Source organism: Martinezella sp. CNPSo 3964 (genome assembly GCF_057784375.1).
This window is the reverse complement of the sequence record NZ_JBXSOW010000008.1, coordinates 66,293-82,292: the sequence shown is the minus strand read 5'-3', so window position 1 is coordinate 82,292 and position 16,000 is coordinate 66,293. Positions and strand designations below refer to the sequence as shown.

General features: G+C 58.1%; 13 protein-coding genes and 1 pseudogene. 7 read left to right on the top strand and 7 right to left on the bottom strand.

Going from position 1 to position 16,000, the window contains the following annotated elements; translation table 11 throughout:
• Positions 1 to 147: 147 nt before the first annotated feature.
• The 7 genes and pseudogenes from AC13Q5_RS23615 to AC13Q5_RS23585 all read right to left on the bottom strand — a co-directional run bounded on the left by AC13Q5_RS23615 (position 148) and on the right by AC13Q5_RS23585 (position 6,509).
• Entirely contained in the window at positions 148 to 333 is a 186-nt protein-coding gene (locus AC13Q5_RS23615) for a helix-turn-helix domain-containing protein (RefSeq protein WP_488503345.1), read from the bottom strand.
• A 328-nt stretch (positions 334 to 661) separates the two neighbouring features.
• On the bottom strand, positions 662 to 1,177 hold the full coding sequence (locus AC13Q5_RS23610) for a DUF6118 family protein (protein WP_488503344.1): 516 nt from the start codon (positions 1,175 to 1,177) through the stop codon (positions 662 to 664).
• 209 nt (positions 1,178 to 1,386) lie between these two features.
• Complete coding sequence (locus tag AC13Q5_RS23605) at positions 1,387 to 2,412, bottom strand: DUF5666 domain-containing protein (RefSeq protein WP_457879194.1); 1,026 nt, start codon at positions 2,410 to 2,412, stop codon at positions 1,387 to 1,389.
• Entirely contained in the window at positions 2,409 to 3,260 is an 852-nt protein-coding gene (locus AC13Q5_RS23600; RefSeq protein WP_075854471.1) for a DUF6502 family protein, read from the bottom strand. Before AC13Q5_RS23600 ends, AC13Q5_RS23605 begins: the two co-directional genes overlap by 4 nt.
• 528 nt (positions 3,261 to 3,788) lie before the next feature.
• Positions 3,789 to 4,411: pseudogene (locus AC13Q5_RS23595) on the bottom strand (transposase); the annotation flags it as partial.
• Between the two features lie 128 nt (positions 4,412 to 4,539).
• Positions 4,540 to 5,319 (bottom strand): SDR family oxidoreductase, encoded by a 780-nt coding sequence (locus tag AC13Q5_RS23590; protein ID WP_488503343.1) that lies wholly within the window; start codon positions 5,317 to 5,319, stop codon positions 4,540 to 4,542.
• A 140-nt stretch (positions 5,320 to 5,459) separates the two neighbouring features.
• Positions 5,460 to 6,509 carry an MBL fold metallo-hydrolase gene (locus AC13Q5_RS23585; RefSeq protein ID WP_075854469.1) on the bottom strand — a complete coding sequence of 350 codons (1,050 nt, stop codon included), beginning with the start codon at positions 6,507 to 6,509 and terminating at the stop codon, positions 5,460 to 5,462.
• Between the two features lie 119 nt (positions 6,510 to 6,628).
• Between AC13Q5_RS23585 and AC13Q5_RS23580 the strand changes: the two genes are divergently transcribed.
• From AC13Q5_RS23580 to AC13Q5_RS23550, 7 genes are all read left to right on the top strand, one after another.
• Positions 6,629 to 6,814 (top strand): hypothetical protein, encoded by a 186-nt coding sequence (locus AC13Q5_RS23580; RefSeq protein ID WP_488503342.1) that lies wholly within the window; start codon positions 6,629 to 6,631, stop codon positions 6,812 to 6,814.
• Between the two features lie 141 nt (positions 6,815 to 6,955).
• On the top strand, positions 6,956 to 8,365 hold the full coding sequence (pdxR, locus tag AC13Q5_RS23575) for a MocR-like pyridoxine biosynthesis transcription factor PdxR (protein WP_488503341.1): 1,410 nt from the start codon (positions 6,956 to 6,958) through the stop codon (positions 8,363 to 8,365).
• Positions 8,366 to 8,729: 364 nt separating this feature from the next.
• Positions 8,730 to 9,263, top strand: a complete 534-nt coding sequence (locus tag AC13Q5_RS23570; protein ID WP_488503340.1) for a hypothetical protein — start codon at positions 8,730 to 8,732, stop codon at positions 9,261 to 9,263.
• A gap of 86 nt (positions 9,264 to 9,349) precedes the next feature.
• Positions 9,350 to 9,772 (top strand): IS3 family transposase, encoded by a 423-nt coding sequence (locus tag AC13Q5_RS23565; RefSeq protein ID WP_488503339.1) that lies wholly within the window; start codon positions 9,350 to 9,352, stop codon positions 9,770 to 9,772.
• Between the two features lie 731 nt (positions 9,773 to 10,503).
• Entirely contained in the window at positions 10,504 to 10,911 is a 408-nt protein-coding gene (locus AC13Q5_RS23560; protein WP_488503338.1) for a FixH family protein, read from the top strand.
• Positions 10,908 to 12,392: an efflux RND transporter periplasmic adaptor subunit gene (locus AC13Q5_RS23555; protein WP_488503337.1), complete on the top strand. Its 1,485-nt coding sequence runs from the start codon at positions 10,908 to 10,910 to the stop codon at positions 12,390 to 12,392. Before AC13Q5_RS23560 ends, AC13Q5_RS23555 begins: the two co-directional genes overlap by 4 nt.
• On the top strand, positions 12,389 to 15,559 hold the full coding sequence (locus AC13Q5_RS23550) for an efflux RND transporter permease subunit (protein WP_488503336.1): 3,171 nt from the start codon (positions 12,389 to 12,391) through the stop codon (positions 15,557 to 15,559). Before AC13Q5_RS23555 ends, AC13Q5_RS23550 begins: the two co-directional genes overlap by 4 nt.
• The last annotated feature ends 441 nt before the right edge of the window (positions 15,560 to 16,000 follow it).

The window sequence follows — 16,000 nt, the reverse complement described above, 5'->3', positions numbered from 1 at the left end:
GTGCGATAACTTGTTTGAAGACGAAACAAGAAGAGGACAGGAATAGCGGCGAATTTTCTGGATGATCTCGCGCTTCACGCAGACAATGATATCGCCTTGGCCGCGCCCGCTATAGGCAGAATGTGTGGTCGTCGTTCGGACGGTTTCCTACCGCTTCTCATCCAAAGTACGATGCTCCTCCGGCCGGCCGCGTTTGCGATCCACCGGCGACAAGACAATTCCGCCGGCGTGGAATAGCTTGATCAGCCGGTAAAGCGTTGCCTGGCTCAGGTTGAGCTCGGCCGCCAACTCTGGAACTTGCGCTGCCGTCGTGCCAATAGGATTTCGCTTCACGAAGCTGCGGCTTGCATCCGCGCGTCAACACGCTTCACGCCAAATCGTCTCGTTAAATGGGTCGCTCATTGCGGACTGATACGAGATGATACCCAGAGCTAGATTCTCGCATAAAGTGACAATATCCGAGTCATTATTATTAAGTTAAACACTCAGGCAACCCGCTGAAATTGTTGAGGTCTGTTTCTCATAATTAAGTGGAGAGTGACACGAAATACTCACGCTCATCACTATATCCCGGAATCCCGGAATTCGCAGCAGACTTTCGTTTTCACAAATTCTGCCGTCAATCACCGGCACCATGTTCCCACAACGTTGTTCAACTTGGCTAAAACCTCGGTGTCGAGCCGACAGGGCTGGCAAGGAGTCCAAAATCGTGGCCCGATGCAACAAAGTATAGAAGACCAATTGCGACTGTTAACCCGATAACGAATCCCGCAGCTCCAACGGCGAGAAGGCAGAAATTTTGCCACTGGCGTTCACGGGCGCTTTCAACATGAGCTTTCATCGTTGCAGCGAGACCATCGAGTGCGCTGACACGTTGACTGATTGATCGAACAGCACCGTCACAGATCCAATCGCCAATATTGGCAATCACCCTTGCATGGTCCTCCGAGCAGGCTCTGAGATTGCGAACTAATTCTTCAACCGAGGCCGGGTCGAACAGAGCGTAACCGTCGCTGTACAGAAACGGTCTCTTCGGCATGTCTAGCGAATTTGTGTTTTGCTGCTCGCTCACCAGAACGACCGCTTGGCTGAGTTCGGCACAAGCAAGTTTCAATCTTGTCATCACATCAACTGATTCGCCTTGGCTATCGGCGTCTATCCTACGCGGAGCTTCCATACCTTTATCTTCCTAAATCATTGTGCTTCATGGGCGGATTCATTGTGTACTCTCATGCAACATGGATGCCTTAACCGGCCTCACATTGTCGATGAGATGGATTGCGTTGGCTATTTTACGCGGCACAAGGTTATGCTTGGCATGCAGGCATCGCCCCCGTAGCTAAACTGTTGTCCTTATGCAGGCCGTCTGCTTCAAGACAAACCGCACTATCTTGGTTGTCCCCCCGGTCCGTCTGACCTCTCTGGTCCAGCGCCGTGTCCACGCCCGTCTTGGGAGGCAGGCCCCTCAATTTGTGGTTTGGATTGAAGTGGATTTGGTCCTAAAGGTTCAGCTTGGCGCTGAGACGAAACGAAATCACCTCCGCTGATTGCGAGATCTAGATAAACATGGGAGCGAGACACAAGAGACGCGGCCTTGGCCCCGCTCAATGTGATGCCGATTCCAAGGTTGACGGCGTGGCCGTCGCTTTCTGCGTAAGTCTCAATATTTATGTTACCGTTGTTAAGCCCCGGAACCAACTCTTCTTCCTTGACGCGAAGGATATGCAAGTCGCCAGATCCACCAGCAAAATCAACGACAACTCGCCGTCCTACAAGGTGGTCGGAGGAGAGGTCCAGCGTAAGATCACCAATTTTCAGTCGACCGGAATCGTTTGTCGCCACACCTCGAAGCAATGGATGAGTTCGACGGGAACGGCGCTCGATTAGACTTGCAACGATAACGCCGTCCGGCTTGCGAATCCCGTAAACGGATACGATCATGCCGGGCTTCAATTTCGGCAACGAAGTTTGCGGTGCCAATTCGATACGTTGCGAAAGTACAACGAGGCCATGTGTATTGATGCCCTCAACACGGCCTGTCACCTCACTCGTGACGTAGATGGCGCTAGCAACCGGACTTGCGAGCGAACCAGCAAGCGCTACTCTTACGACTTGTCCCAGGCGCATCGCGCGTGCATTCGCCCGGATGCCATCAAGATAGATAGGTACATCCGGTGAGTAGGTGATACGATGCCCGTTCACATAAATGCTGCCAAAGCGTTTGATTGTCCCGAAAATACCGGTTCCGCCGATGCCATGATCGTCGCCACCCTTCAAGGAGTTGCCCGTGCCGCCAATCCCATGGTCAATCGGTGGCGGAAAATCCTGCGCATTTACAAGAGAAGCCAAAATGACAGGTGAAACTGAGGCAAGCTTCAAGAAGCGCCGGCGATATAGGCGGATGGATGTCATTGATCATCCTCGACATCGTTAAGGTCCATATCGCTTTTGGCTTCAGTGAAAATGTAGACACCGGTGATCCAGCGAGCCTGACCTCCCTTATCAGCCTTGACCTCTTCATTCGCCAGGCGATTCAAGCGAACAAGCAGATCCATCGATTCCACCCTGCTTATATCGTTCAGCTTTTTCGCGAGCTCCAGTGAAATATTATCGTAGTGTACCGCACGTTCGAAGAATGCGGGATCTGCCGACAACATGTTTAAAACCGCTGCAGAAGCATGATCATGTATGTTGCGGGCGAAAAAATGCTCTTTGGCACTATCACCAGGATCTGGAACTATAGCTGCCGCTCCAAGATGGACGCGGTCATGGATATCCAATGTTGCGATTCCGCGGTTCAGCCATTCATCGAGAACAGCGCGGGGACGCAGATCTCGTGTTACATCTTCGACAAGTGTCTCGAAGGATGCGGCGCCATTTTCCGCTATCCGTGGCAATGCCCGCGGAGTCCCTTCTTCGTCTAGGTAACGAGCGTCGGCAAGCCACCTTGCGATAATACGACTTGTGCGCGACACGGGTGGCGGGGGCGCAGGTAAAGGCATGTCACCAACTCGCAGCTTGCTGACATCCTTGCGATGGATACCCGTTATCAATGAGATCCTGCTGTCAGTTTGCTTTTTGCCCGGCAAACCGTATTCTTTTTCCGCGACATCGACGTACAAGCGCTTGAGGATCGTTGCGAACGCCGGGAATGTTAATCCGCTCGCAAGAGACAGGCGGACAAACGGTTTTAGAACTTTTCCCAACATACGCTGCAATGCGGCGTCGGAAATGACGGGCCGTGGTCGTTGTTGCTTCATAACAGATGCCAAAATTTGGTTGCTTCGCGTCACCGCGATATATGCGGCCGAATGTCGATTGCTAATGGAGGGGATGCTGTAAATTAGGGCCATTCACAAGAGCCATTAGCGAGCATGCCGTCGATCCAGTACCTAATCGTCATCATCACCCAGCCATCAATGCTAAGCGCCACTTGGTTCAGGCGGCTTTGCATCAAATTGTTTCGAAACTTTACTCAATGATTAAATGGGAAAAAATCCCACATGTCAAGAGACTGGTATTACATGCAGAGCGTGCAAATTTGCCAGAGGGTCGCAAAGGCGGGTTATGGCTGCCCAACGGATTAGTGCTGCTGGCGGAATAAGTGTCCATTATCGGAATAAGCGGACACGAAGGCGGAATGGATGACAATTCTTGAAGAGGGCAGCGGAACTCGACGACGCAGGAGACGTGGCAGATCGTTGAGGAGGCCCGGTCTTCCGAGAATTCGGTAGCAGAGCTTGCTTGCCGTCGCACCCGACCGGTCTTTGGCTTTCGGAGCTGACGCATGCATGGGACGTGTTCGCCGAGCGTGGTTGTGAGCAGCACATTGTCAGCCCCAAGGGCGGTATGTCGCCGCTTGAGCCGCGCGCTCTCAGATCGCCGCTGCTTGACGCATCCGCCAAGGCCTGGGTGGACGACCCCGAACTGATGGTACATCTGTCCTCGACCGCGCGGAATGCCTCGAAGTACAAAGGGGATGTTGGCCTCAGCGCCGACTTCTTTCGGTCGGGTGGCGTCTCGAAAGTCGGCCATTTCGCGATGCTGCGCCGGCCGCAGCCAGGGCGCCGTGCAATCTCCGAATGGGACGACCTTCTTTGTTCAAAGCGTGCACCGTATCGAATATCGCCTGCCGTGATTGTCGATGAGCGCGACGCACCCGGCGCCAGAGCGTTGCGTCAACGTGCGGATCATCCTGAATCAGATCGACTTGCAAGCTCCCGATACTTTTATCCGGCAGCAGTGCTCTTCCCGTGGCATGGCCGGAAAGGCTCATCTGCTCCTCGATTACGACGCGGAGATTCTGCATGAGATGGAACCGATCAGCCACTTGGCGTGCTTGCGGTGCACCCTCGCGAGCAGCTTGCGCGTAACGCCCGCATCGGTCTCGGCTCACGATCTCGACAACCGGACCGACGATGGGCTCGATCGAGATGGTCAGGCGGCGATCTTGCTTGCTGCCAAGCCCCGCCATCTCGCTCCAGCTGATGCAGGGAACCGCGGCGCCGGCACCGAACGGTGCCGGCGCTCTGTGTGACTCTACAAAATCCCGGTGTAGGCGCCACCATCGATCAGAAGGCTCTGGCCGGTGATGTAGCCGGCCTGGGCCGAGCACAGAAAGGCGCAGGCGGCACCGAATTCGGAAGCGTCGCCGTAGCGACCGGCGGGGATGGCCGCTTGGCTCTCCTGCTGCACGGTCTCGATCGGAACACCACGTCGTTCTGCTGTTGTCCGCTCGTTCGTGCGGCGCCGATTGGTTTCGAACGCCCCGGGCAGCAGGAAGTTGATAGTGACATTGGCATGTGCCACCGACCGCGCCACGCCGGCAAGGAAGCCCGTCAACCCGGCTCGGGCGCCGCTGGACAGGTCGAGCCTTGCTATCGGCATCTTCACCGTGGCCGAGGTGATGTTGACGATGCGGCCGAAGCGCCGTTCGACCATGCCGTCGATCACTCTTTGCACCAACTCGATCGGTGCCGCCATATTGCCGACCACCCCGGCCAGCAGTGCCTCGCGATCGATATCGCGAAAGTCGCGCAGCGGCGGGCCGCCATTGTTGTTGACCAGGATGTCGACCCGGGGCACGGCCCGCATTAGCGCGTCCTGGACAGCGCGGGTGGTGACGTCGCCGGCGACTGCGATCACCTCGGCCCCGGTTTCGGTGCGGATCTCGTCGGCGGTCCGCTCCAATGTCGCCTGGTCGCGGCCGTTGACCACCACACTGCAGCCGGCCCGCGCCAGTTCCTGCGCACAGGCCCTCCCAAGCCCCTGGCTCGACGCGCAGACGACTGCCTGTCGCCCCTTCAGCCCGATATCCATATCATTCTCCTTTTCCTACGCCCGGTCGTCGGGCCGTATAACGGTGCTCCAACTCAAAACCGGCGCGCACCTCGCGCGCCGGTGCAACGATCTTCTGAACACTCGAGCCGCGGTATTGAACGCGCACCTCAAACGGGCGTTCAGTCGATCCGAAGGCTCTGCTGCATGGCAAAGCACTGAGACCAGATGAAAACGTCGTATGCCGCCAGGCGCGATTGCCATTTGGGCGTCACCGCGTCGACGCACTTGACCACCACGCGGTCGATGTAGTTGTCAGCCACTGCCCAGGGGTTGGTCTTGTCCGCATCAGCCATCCCGACATACGGGGGCGTGGTCTGAAGCGCCGTCCTGGTGGCCGACTTGACGTCATTCATGAATTCGAGCTGTTCGCGCACGTCGGCGTGGGTCCCGACGCGGTCCACATGCCCCGAGACCAGGGTCTCGAACGGAATCTTATCGATCTCGGCGACCTGATTGAAATAGCCGGGGATATCCTGAGCGTCGGCGAAGCCCGACCACGCCATCCAACCCGGGAAGACGATATCGACCACCATCAGCACCTTCTGTGCCGGCGCCCAGATGAAGATGTTGCCGGGCTCGTGGGCGTTGCCGTGATAGCTGAGTTCCAAGACCTGGCTGCCGACCTTCAGCGTATATCGGTCCTTGAACGTGACCGTGGGCACGGGCCGCTTCGGATCGTTTGATCGTTCGAGCAAACGTTTTGTTTCCTCCTGGGCGACGATGATGGGGTGTCCGCCCAGGTCTGCCGCGCCGCCGATATGGTCGATATGGGCGTGGCTGTAGATCAAATGGGTGATCGGCCGATCCGTCACCTCCGCGATCGCCTGCTTCAGATGTGCTGAATAGCTGGGCGGCGCATCCATCACCACGACACCCTTGTCGTAGACCATGAACATCGACTGATATGCATTGTCGGTTACCATGTAGAGACCATGGCCCAACTCTTGGAGGCGGTACCCCTTGGCGGGATCCACCGGCGGCACCGCGGCGGAGTTCGGGACCGGCAGATATCGGTCCACACGGACGCCCATTGGGGCGATCGCCGGCATCCCCTGATAGGCTTCACCCGCTTCTCCGGGCGCCGCCGTTGGTTGCGCCCACGCGCTATTCCCGGACGCCAGCCCAAGACCAAGCACGATCGCCAGCACGCTTGAAATCGAGGACTTCATGAGAGCGCCTCAATAAAACGACGTGATACTTTCTGTAGCATTGGAATTCTCCTGGTTGTTGGGTAAGTACTTAAGATTGATGGATTTTTTAAACTTCCCTCGCACTAGATGCGTAGTGTGTGGAAGTTTCCGAGTTCGACGTCACGCTGGAGGTCGAAGTCAGTGTCTTGCAGGGCGAAGAGGTGAATGGCGCCAGCTTGTATATCACCAACGAAAAAGACATCGTCGGCGCCGAAGGCGAGCGCACCTGCGGTATGCACCGATTTGGAGGCCTTGATGCCGGAGCCTGTCGTGGCGGACTTTGAGTGATCCGCGTTGACACGGTAAAGGCCGGCGGTATTAAGGGGGCCGTGTGAACATGGTGAACTCCTTTCAGGTTGCGCGGCAGCATGAAAAAAGTTCGGCTATTTTTATATAACCAAGAATGTTGAAAGGCTTTGTACCGGATGAGTGAGAGCTACCCTCCGGCGATCAGCCGTGGGTCGACCGTTTCTATCACGCAGCAGATCTATCGCGGCATGCGCGAGGCTATTCTCAGCGGTTCGCTGGCTCCAGGCGCCCGACTGTCGTCCTGGCAGGATCTGGCTTCTCAGCTCGGCGTATCGCGCGGAACGGTCAAGAGAGCCTACGATCTCCTCAAGGACGAACAGCTCATCATTACACGCGGTGCGACCGGAACGTGGGTGACCTCGTCCCCTCCGTCGCTTCAGACTGACCAGGTCGAGACGAATACACAGCAGCCGGGGATGTTTTACGACTTCCGAGCGAGACCCCAATATTTCCAGGGGGGGATTCCGGCGCAAGACGAGTTTCCGCTGAAGGCCTGGTTCAATGCCTGGCGCAAGGCGATGACCGCCGATCTGTCGCGCCCGATGATCCAGCCCGATCCGCGCGGCCTTTACGCCCTCCGCCAGGAGATCGCAGGCTATCTGACATTGGCGCGCGGGCTCTCCTGCCACGCCGATCGGGTCTTCATAAGTTCTGGCTTTAGCAGCGGTTTATTCATCGTCCTGAGCGCAATGGGCTTTCATGGACAAAAGGTGTTCGTTGAAGACCCGGGTTTCCCGCGAACCCGCCAGGCGCTCCGTGAACTTGCCATCACGCCGGTACCGGTTCCTGTCGATCCGTTCGGCATTTGCGTGTCACCGAACATGATGAATGGCGAAGCAAAGCTCGCGATTGTCACGCCGGGCCAGCAATCGCCTCTGGGCATGCCGTTGGCGCCAGACAGGCGAATGGATCTTCTCAACTGGGCGCGCCAGACGGACGCATGGATAATTGAAGACGACTATGCAGGGGAACTGCAGCTGACGGGCCGGGCGATACCGGCGCTGGCGGGCGATGATCATGATGGCCGTGTCTTCCATGTTGGCAGCTTCAGCAAGACCATCAATCCCAGCCTGCGAATGGGATATCTCGTCGTGCCCGAACACCTGATAGGCCGCTTTAGCAAATTTGTCGCGCACCTGACGCCGGCAGGATCCCTGATCGCCCAACAGGCGCTCCAGTACTTCATCGCGGGTGGCCACTATCTGCGTCACCTTCGAAGAATGAAGACGTTATACCTTGCCAGAAAGACGCTTTTAGTTTCGACATTGCGCGAAGAGCTCCCTCCTTCCGTGAGGTACGAATTCGAAGGAGGGCTTTCCGTCAGGCTATTTTTTCCGGCGGGTACCGATGATGTCGCCATTGCGGAGAGAGCGCAGCTTGCTGGCTTTGGTGCCCTGCCGATCTCGCCCTGGTACCAAGGGCCAAATCCGCAGAGTGGTCTCTTGCTCAGCATTACCAACGTCACCGAGCGGTCTGTTGCAGCCCGCTGCAGAGCCCTGTTACGGATAATCCAAGGCGGTATCTAGCCCGGTTTCGTGAGGCGAGTCGCGGAAGCCTATCCGAGCTGCAAATTTCGCTGACCGGACGCTAGACAAACGATCGAAACGGTAAAGGCCGCTTCGAATCCTACCGGATGAAATGTATTTCTAAAAACGGTTGCGTCCGCAGATCGCGGTATCCAGCTTGCCGCCGAGGGACGCGACGACATGTTCAACTCGGTAACTGTCAGCTCGATCGCCTTCTTGTTTTCGGCGTCGACCGCGTCGAAGAATTTCGCGTGGTCCATATGAAAACATCTATTGTCTTAGAGTGGTAGAAACACCGCCTTTTGTGGCGATGGACTAAATGCGTCGCGCAGCGATGATGGTTTTCTCAACCAGGGGAACAGTCATGCGCAAAGCGTTTTCTATTTTAACGCTGATATCGTCAGTATTGGCGAGTTGCGCCAGTTTCACGCCTGCGCAAGTGGCAAAGCCAAGTGACATCTCGCTCGATACTGCCCTCAATGACGTTGCGACGTCTCTTCACAAGCTGCAGCACAAATATGCCGGCAAAGAAAAGATCGGCATGATGGTCGATGAGGTACAAGTCCAGTTTGCAATCGCCGTCACCGCGGCAGATAGCGGCAAGGTTCAATTGAATGTCGCGGATATACCGGTTGGCGCTGCAGGCGGCACATTCGGCGCAAGCGCTGAGCATGATCAAAGTTCCAGTGCCAATCGCGGGAACACTATTACCGTTACGTTCAAAAACGTAGCGAGTGCCGATCTGAGCAAGGGAAGTTTTTCTCTGCTCAAGCCGGCGGGTAAAGGCGGGAAGGCCACCGGCGACAACAGCCCGAAATGGACGCCGGAACAACTCACTGCTCTGCAAAAGGCGCTCGAAAAATTGAAAGTCTTTGATGTCCAACCAGGTGGCAGCTAGCGCAAGTGTCGCCGTTTCATGGCTACAGTCTGGATACGTAAAGGGATGATTGAGATGAATGAGGATGCTCCTCATATCGAGCCAGAATGGAAAAGCGCCTTGGCGGTTATCGCTGTGGTGCTTGCTTGCATACTTCTGATTACCGCTCCATTTTGGCTCTGATCCGGCCGTCCCACGCGCGTCATATCCACCAGTTTGAATTTAGTAAGGTGTTGATCCACTCGGACCAAGGCTCCCAGTTCACCAGCATGGGCTGGGTATCGTTCCTGAAGCACCACAATCTGGCTCATCCCATGAGCCGACGCGGAAACTGCCATGACAGCCCAGTCGCAGAGAGCTTCTTCAATTTTCTGAAGCGAGAGCGGATACGCCGCCGGGTTTACCGTTCACGCGATGAGGCACGGGAAGACGTGTTCGATCATATCGAGATGTTCTGCAACCCGAACCGCAAACACGTCAGGAACGGGACGCTGTCACCCGTCGAGTTCGAGAGGCACCAGAAAATCTAACCCAAGGGTGTCTACGAAACTTGGGGCTATTCAGAGCGTCCCAAACTTGGGGCGAGCGCTAACTACCCAGGGATATGAGCGGAAATGCGCCAATGAAGCTAAAAATTTGCAGGAAGCCGCGGTTCGGATCCATCAAGGCGCACATGATGCCGTGCCGGAAATAATGAGATGTTGCCGCGATCTGTCGAAAACGTGAACATAGCCCGCCTTTCCCCGTGGTGCACAATATGTCATGCCTTGTGGCTATGAGACTCTGGTCCCTTATTGCCCCTCTGCTCTCGATCCTTGCGATCTTGGGCTTTCTGACCGCTCCGATGGCTGTGCCTTCGGCGGCTGAAGCTATGATGTCCAAAGCGATGACACCGTCGATGGACATGGCGGCAATGCCCGACACCATGCCGTGCTGCCCGGATCAGAAACAGCCTCTTCCCGACTGCCAGAAATCCTGTCCGCTCGCGACCATTTGCATGGCCAAATGCGTTCCGGGTTTTGTACACGGGGAGTTTGCCCTGTTTCGTCTTGATCGTGGCGCCGATGTCAATCCGTACCGGGATCGGATGCGGGATCCGACGATCGGCGCACCGCCGGACCGACCTCCGCGAACCTGAATTCATCGTGTCCTTTCGGACTTTGAGAGCCGTTCGGCCGAGCCGAGCGGTGAAGGCGTGGCTTTGCGCCATAGCCATCCCGTGCATTTGCACGAAACAACGATGAATTTGGGAAAACCAACAATGACGCTTTTCACCTTGAAGCCTGCGGCCACCGCAGCGCTAATCGGCCTGACCTTTACAGGCCTGTCCTCCCCAGCCTGGGCTCAAATCCAGGATTATGAGTTCCAGCTTGTCAAAAACGAGATCAAGCCGGGCAGCGCGGCGGAGATTGCCGTACGCCTTGTCGACAAGCGCTCCGGCAAGCTCGTTCCCGACGCGGTGATCTTCGCGCAGCGTGTCGATATGGCGCCCGACGGCATGGAGATGATGGCCGAGCCGATCGAGGCTCTGCCGTCGGTCGAGCCCGGCGTCTACCGGTTCAAGGCGCAGATTCCGATGGCTGGCGGCTGGCGCTTGTCGCTCGGCGCCAAGCTCCAGGGCGAGGCGGACAGCCTTGAAAACAAGCTCGAGTTCAAGGCCGTCCCATGACAAAAGCCGGTCGCACCGGGCTCACCCTCGTCGCCATGCTGGCGGCGGGGGCAGGGGGCCTTTGGGCCGGGCAGCGTGGTGTCGCGCTGCCTGACCTTGCATGGTTTCGCTCGACCGTCGACGTTGAAAGCGTCGCGGCTGCTGCGACGACAACAGCGGTCGGATCGGGGCCGATCATCTATTATCGCGATCCGGATGGCCACCCTGCCTATTCGGCAAAGCCGAAGAAAACGCCGGACGGCCGGGATTTCCTCGCCGTCCACGAGAGCGAAGATTTATCCTTCAATGCAAATCCGGTCGCCAAGCCGGGCGTAGCAGAGGTGGCAAACGACAAGCCCAAGGCGTCCGCCACCTCCATAAAGGTAGCGGATGCCGGAACTCGGGCAGAAACCAGCAAAGGCCGCATCCTCTACTATCGGAACCCGATGGGCCTGCCCGACACCTCGAAAACGCCGAAAAAGGACTCGATGGGGATGGACTACATTCCCGTCTACGAGGGCGAGCAGGCGGATGCCTCCACCGTCAAGGTTTCGCTCGGCAAGCTGCAGCGCACCGGCGTGAAGACGGCCGTTGCAGAGTTGGCAAGTATCGGCCGCAGGATACAGATCCCCGGTACGGTGGCGCTTGATGAACGCCGCGTCAGCGTCGTCTCGATGCGAACGGACACCTTCCTGGATGATGTCGCCAACGTCACGACGGGGGATCACATTTTCAAGGGAGAGAAGCTCTTCCAATTCTACTCGAAGGACATCGCCACTGCGGCTTCGGAATATGCTGCAAGCCGCGGCAGCGAGGATGCCGGACCCGCACTGAGGCTGAGGAATCTCGGCGTGCCACAGGAGGTCATCGATACGATTTCGCGAACGCATCAGGTGCCGACGAGCATGACCTACACATCGCCGCGCGACGGCATTGTCCTTGAGCGCGTTGCGACAACAGGCATGATGGCAAAACCGGGCGATATCCTGTTCCGCATCGCCGACATTTCCCATGTCTGGGTGATCGCCGATGTTCCGGAGTACGACCTCGCTTCCGTGCGGGTCGGCGCCCAAGCCGAGGTCAAAATTCGCAGTCTTCCTGGCATGGTGTCCAAAGGCACAGTCGATCTCGTCTATCCCGAGGTCGAGACGCAGACGCGAACCACCAAGGTGCGTATAGAACTCCCCAATCCAGACGGCACCCTGCTTGCCAACACGTATGCCGATGTTGCGATCGAGGCCGGAGTTCAAGAACCGGTGGTCGCGGTGCCCAACGGTGCGATTATCGACACGGGTGACCGTCAGGTTGTCTTCTTGGACAAGGGAGAGGGTCGGTTCGAGCCGAAGGACGTCAAGCTTGGCGTGCGCGGTGACGATAGGACCGAAATTCGCCGCGGCATCGCAGCCGGCGACACGGTCGTCGTCTCCGCCAACTTCCTGCTCGATGCCGAAAGCAATCTCAACTCGGCGCTCAGCGCCATGACTGAGGAGGCCAAGCCATGATCGCACGCGTCATCTCGTGGTCCGCCCATAATCTCGTCCTCATCCTGGTCGGAGCGGCACTCGCGGTGGCCGGCGGCATCTATGCGCTGCGATCGCTGCCGCTGGATGCCATTCCCGATCTTTCCGACGTGCAGGTGATCGTCTACACCGAATATCCCGGACAGGCCCCGCAGGTGGTCGAAGACCAGGTCACCTATCCGCTGACCACGTCGATGCTGACGGTGCCGAAGTCGAAGGTCGTACGCGGCTTCTCCTTCTTCGGTGTTTCCTTCGTCTATGTCATCTTCGACGATGGCACCGATCCTTACTGGGCGCGCAGCCGCGTGCTCGAATATCTGAACGCCGCCTCAAGCCGCCTGCCGCAGGGCGTCACACCCACGCTTGGGCCGGATGCGACGGGTGTCGGCTGGGTCTACGAATATGCTCTCGTCGCCAAGGAGCTGTCGCTTGCCGAACTGCGATCGCTGCAGGACTGGGTCGTGCGGTTCGGCGTGTCGAAGTCCGAAGGCGTGGCCGAGGTCGCCAGCGTCGGCGGCTTTGTCAAACAATATTCCATCGTGGTCGATCCTTCCCGTCTCAAGGCGCAAGGCGTGTCGCTCAACGATGTCGCCAATGCTGTCCGGGCCAGCAATACGGACGTTGGCGGCCGGACGATCGAACTATCCGAATTCGAGTTCATGGTGCGCGGTCGTGGCTACCTGAAGGGGATTCCGGATATCGAGAACATCGTTCTGAAAAGCCAGAATGGCGTTCCATTGCGCCTTGGCGATGTGGCCAGGGTCGAGCTGGTCCCAGACGAACGGCGTGGCATCACCGAGCTCAACGGCGAGGGTGAGGTGGCCGGCGGCATCGTGTTGCAGCGCTTCGGCGCGAACGCGCTGACCGTCATCGACAATGCCAAGAAGAGCATGGATCAGATCAAAGGCAGCCTGCCGCCGGGTACCGACATCGTGCCTGTCTACGATCGTTCGACGCTGATCGAGGCCGCCATCGAAACGCTCAAGGGCACGTTGGTGGAGGAATCCATCGTCGTCGCCTTGGTGACAATCGCCTTCCTGCTGCATGTCCGTAGTGCGCTGGTCGCCATCATCATGCTGCCCGTCGGCATCCTGATTGCCTTCATCGCCATGCGGCTGTTGGGACTGGGCGCCAACATCATGAGCCTTGGCGGTATCGCGATCGCCATCGGCGCGATGATCGACGCCGCCATCGTCATGATCGAGAATGCCCACAAGCATCTGGAGCGGGCACCGCCCGACAAACCGCGGGTGGAGATCCTGGTCGAGGCCGCAAGCGAAGTCGGACCGGCGTTGTTTTTCAGCTTGCTGATCATCACCGTGTCGTTCCTGCCCATCTTCACTCTGGAATCGCAGGAAGGCCGTCTCTTCGGTCCGCTCGCCTTCACCAAGACCTTCTCGATGGCCGCCGCCGCGCTGCTTTCGGTGACATTGGTGCCGGCGCTGATGGTGCTCTTCGTCCGGGGACATATCGTGCCCGAGCAGAAGAATCCGGTGAACCGGCTTCTAATCTGGATCTATCGACCGGTCATTTCCGGTGTCCTCAAGGTGAAAACCCTGACCATCGTGGCGGCGCTCGCAATCCTTGCTGCGACGGCCTGGCCAGCCCAGCATATCGGCAGCGAATTCATGCCCAATCTCGACGAGGGCACGCTGATGTATATGCCGACCACCTTGCCCGGCATTTCGGTCACCAAGGCGGGTGAACTGATGCAGACCCAGGATCGGATCATCAAGTCCTTCCCGGAGGTGCAGACTGTCTTCGGCAAGGCGGGCCGAGCCTTGACGGCAACCGATCCCGCACCGACGGAGATGTTCGAGACGATCATCACGCTGAAGCCAAAATCGGAATGGCGACCAGGCGTGACCATCGATAGCCTGAAACAGGAGATGGACGCTGCTTTGCAATTCCCAGGCGTTTCCAATGCCTGGACCATGCCGATCCGCGGGCGCATCGACATGCTCTCGACCGGCATCCGCACACCCGTCGGCGTCAAGGTCTACGGCACCGATCTCGCCGAGATGGAAAGAATCGCGCGCCAGATCGAGAGTGTGCTGAAGGGCATCCCAGGGACATCGAGCGCATATGCCGAGCGGGTGATCGGAGGTTACTATCTCGACATCGTTCCCAACCGGACTGCTCTTGGCCGCTATGGCCTGACCATAAACGACGTGCAGAGTGTCATCGGCATGGCGCTAGGTTCCGAGGTCGTGACGTCGACCGTCGAGGGTCGTGAGCGCTATGGTGTGGCGGTGCGCTACCCAAGAGCGCTCAGAAGCGACCCGCAGGCAATCGCAAGGGACGTTCAGATCTCCCTGCCGGGCGGTGGCACCGTTCCTCTCGGAGAAGTTGCGGACGTGAAGCTCACGCGTGGGGCAACGACGATCCGGACTGAAAACGGCCAGCTCGCCGTCTATGTCTATGTCGACATTGCCGGGCGTGATCTCGGCGGCTACGTCGCAGAGGCGCAGCGGACGGTGGCGAAATCGGTGCAGATGCCGCCAGGCTACTCCGTCGCCTGGAGCGGTCAGTTCGAATATCTCCAACGCGCCGAAGCACGACTGGCGATCGTCGTGCCGCTAACGCTGGCGCTGATCTTCCTGCTGCTCTACCTGAATTTCAAGGCGTTGACCGAGACCATGATCGTTATGCTGTCGCTGCCATTCGCGCTTGTCGGCGGCATCTGGCTGATGTGGTGGATGGGCTTCAACGCCTCGGTGGCTGTTGCCGTCGGCTTCATCGCGCTTGCGGGTGTGGCGGCAGAGACGGGGGTGATCATGCTGATCTACCTCGACCACGCCATGAAGGAGCAGCGCGACACCTGCGCAAGGGAAGGGCGTTCGTTTTCGAAATCGGATCTCAACAGGGCCATCATGGTCGGCGCGGTCGAACGCGTCCGGCCGAAGATGATGACGGTCGTCGCCATCATGGCCGGTCTTGTACCGATCCTTTGGCGGACGGGCACCGGTTCGGAGATCATGCAGCGCATCGCCGTGCCGATGATCGGCGGCATGGTGTCGTCGACGCTGCTGACGTTGATCGTCATTCCGGCCGTCTACGGTCTCATCAAGGGATGGCGGCTGCCGATCGCGTCCTCCGAGGATCGCTTCGCCGAAGCAGACGGGCGCAGTCTCGAGGCAGCCGAATGAAAGGAGGATGCGATGATGAATGAAGTGATGGGGGGCGGCATGATGTGGGGCATGGGCCTGGCGGGCCTGCTCGCAATCATCCTCGTCGTGCTGGCGATCGCTGCGCTGGTCAAGTATCTGTTCTACCGCTGACGATTTCGCCCGCGGCGTGGATCAATTGTCCACGCCGCGAGCGTGCCAAGGTGATCGGGCGTCATGGAAGCTTGTCCGTAGCGTCATCCATTCCGGCGCTAGAAAACTCAGATTGAGCCGACCGGTCTTTGCTGCCGCGGAATTGAGCCTTTATTGGCCGTGCAGGAGGTCGTCATGGCGTCGCCTATCCCGAAAAGCGTCACGGAGGATGCGTTGGTTCTCTCTCGAAGAGGTCATTGTGGAAGTCGGCCAATCAGGACTACGAAGGCTGCTTCGCAAACTAAGCGACGTGGTTCATTTCGTGAGGGA

Bases quoted from the DNA above. Each gene is read 5' to 3' on its own strand.
- AC13Q5_RS23610 (WP_488503344.1), bottom strand. From the start codon at position 1,177: ATGGAAGCTCCGCGTAGGATAGACGCCGATAGCCAAGGCGAATCAGTT.
- AC13Q5_RS23605 (WP_457879194.1), bottom strand. From the start codon at position 2,412: ATGACATCCATCCGCCTATATCGCCGGCGCTTCTTGAAGCTTGCCTCA.
- AC13Q5_RS23600 (WP_075854471.1), bottom strand. From the start codon at position 3,260: ATGAAGCAACAACGACCACGGCCCGTCATTTCCGACGCCGCATTGCAG.
- AC13Q5_RS23590 (WP_488503343.1), bottom strand. From the start codon at position 5,319: ATGGATATCGGGCTGAAGGGGCGACAGGCAGTCGTCTGCGCGTCGAGC.
- AC13Q5_RS23585 (WP_075854469.1), bottom strand. From the start codon at position 6,509: ATGAAGTCCTCGATTTCAAGCGTGCTGGCGATCGTGCTTGGTCTTGGG.
- pdxR (WP_488503341.1), top strand. From the start codon at position 6,956: ATGAGTGAGAGCTACCCTCCGGCGATCAGCCGTGGGTCGACCGTTTCT.
- AC13Q5_RS23570 (WP_488503340.1), top strand. From the start codon at position 8,730: ATGCGCAAAGCGTTTTCTATTTTAACGCTGATATCGTCAGTATTGGCG.
- AC13Q5_RS23565 (WP_488503339.1), top strand. From the start codon at position 9,350: ATGGAAAAGCGCCTTGGCGGTTATCGCTGTGGTGCTTGCTTGCATACT.
- AC13Q5_RS23560 (WP_488503338.1), top strand. From the start codon at position 10,504: ATGACGCTTTTCACCTTGAAGCCTGCGGCCACCGCAGCGCTAATCGGC.
- AC13Q5_RS23555 (WP_488503337.1), top strand. From the start codon at position 10,908: ATGACAAAAGCCGGTCGCACCGGGCTCACCCTCGTCGCCATGCTGGCG.
- AC13Q5_RS23550 (WP_488503336.1), top strand. From the start codon at position 12,389: ATGATCGCACGCGTCATCTCGTGGTCCGCCCATAATCTCGTCCTCATC.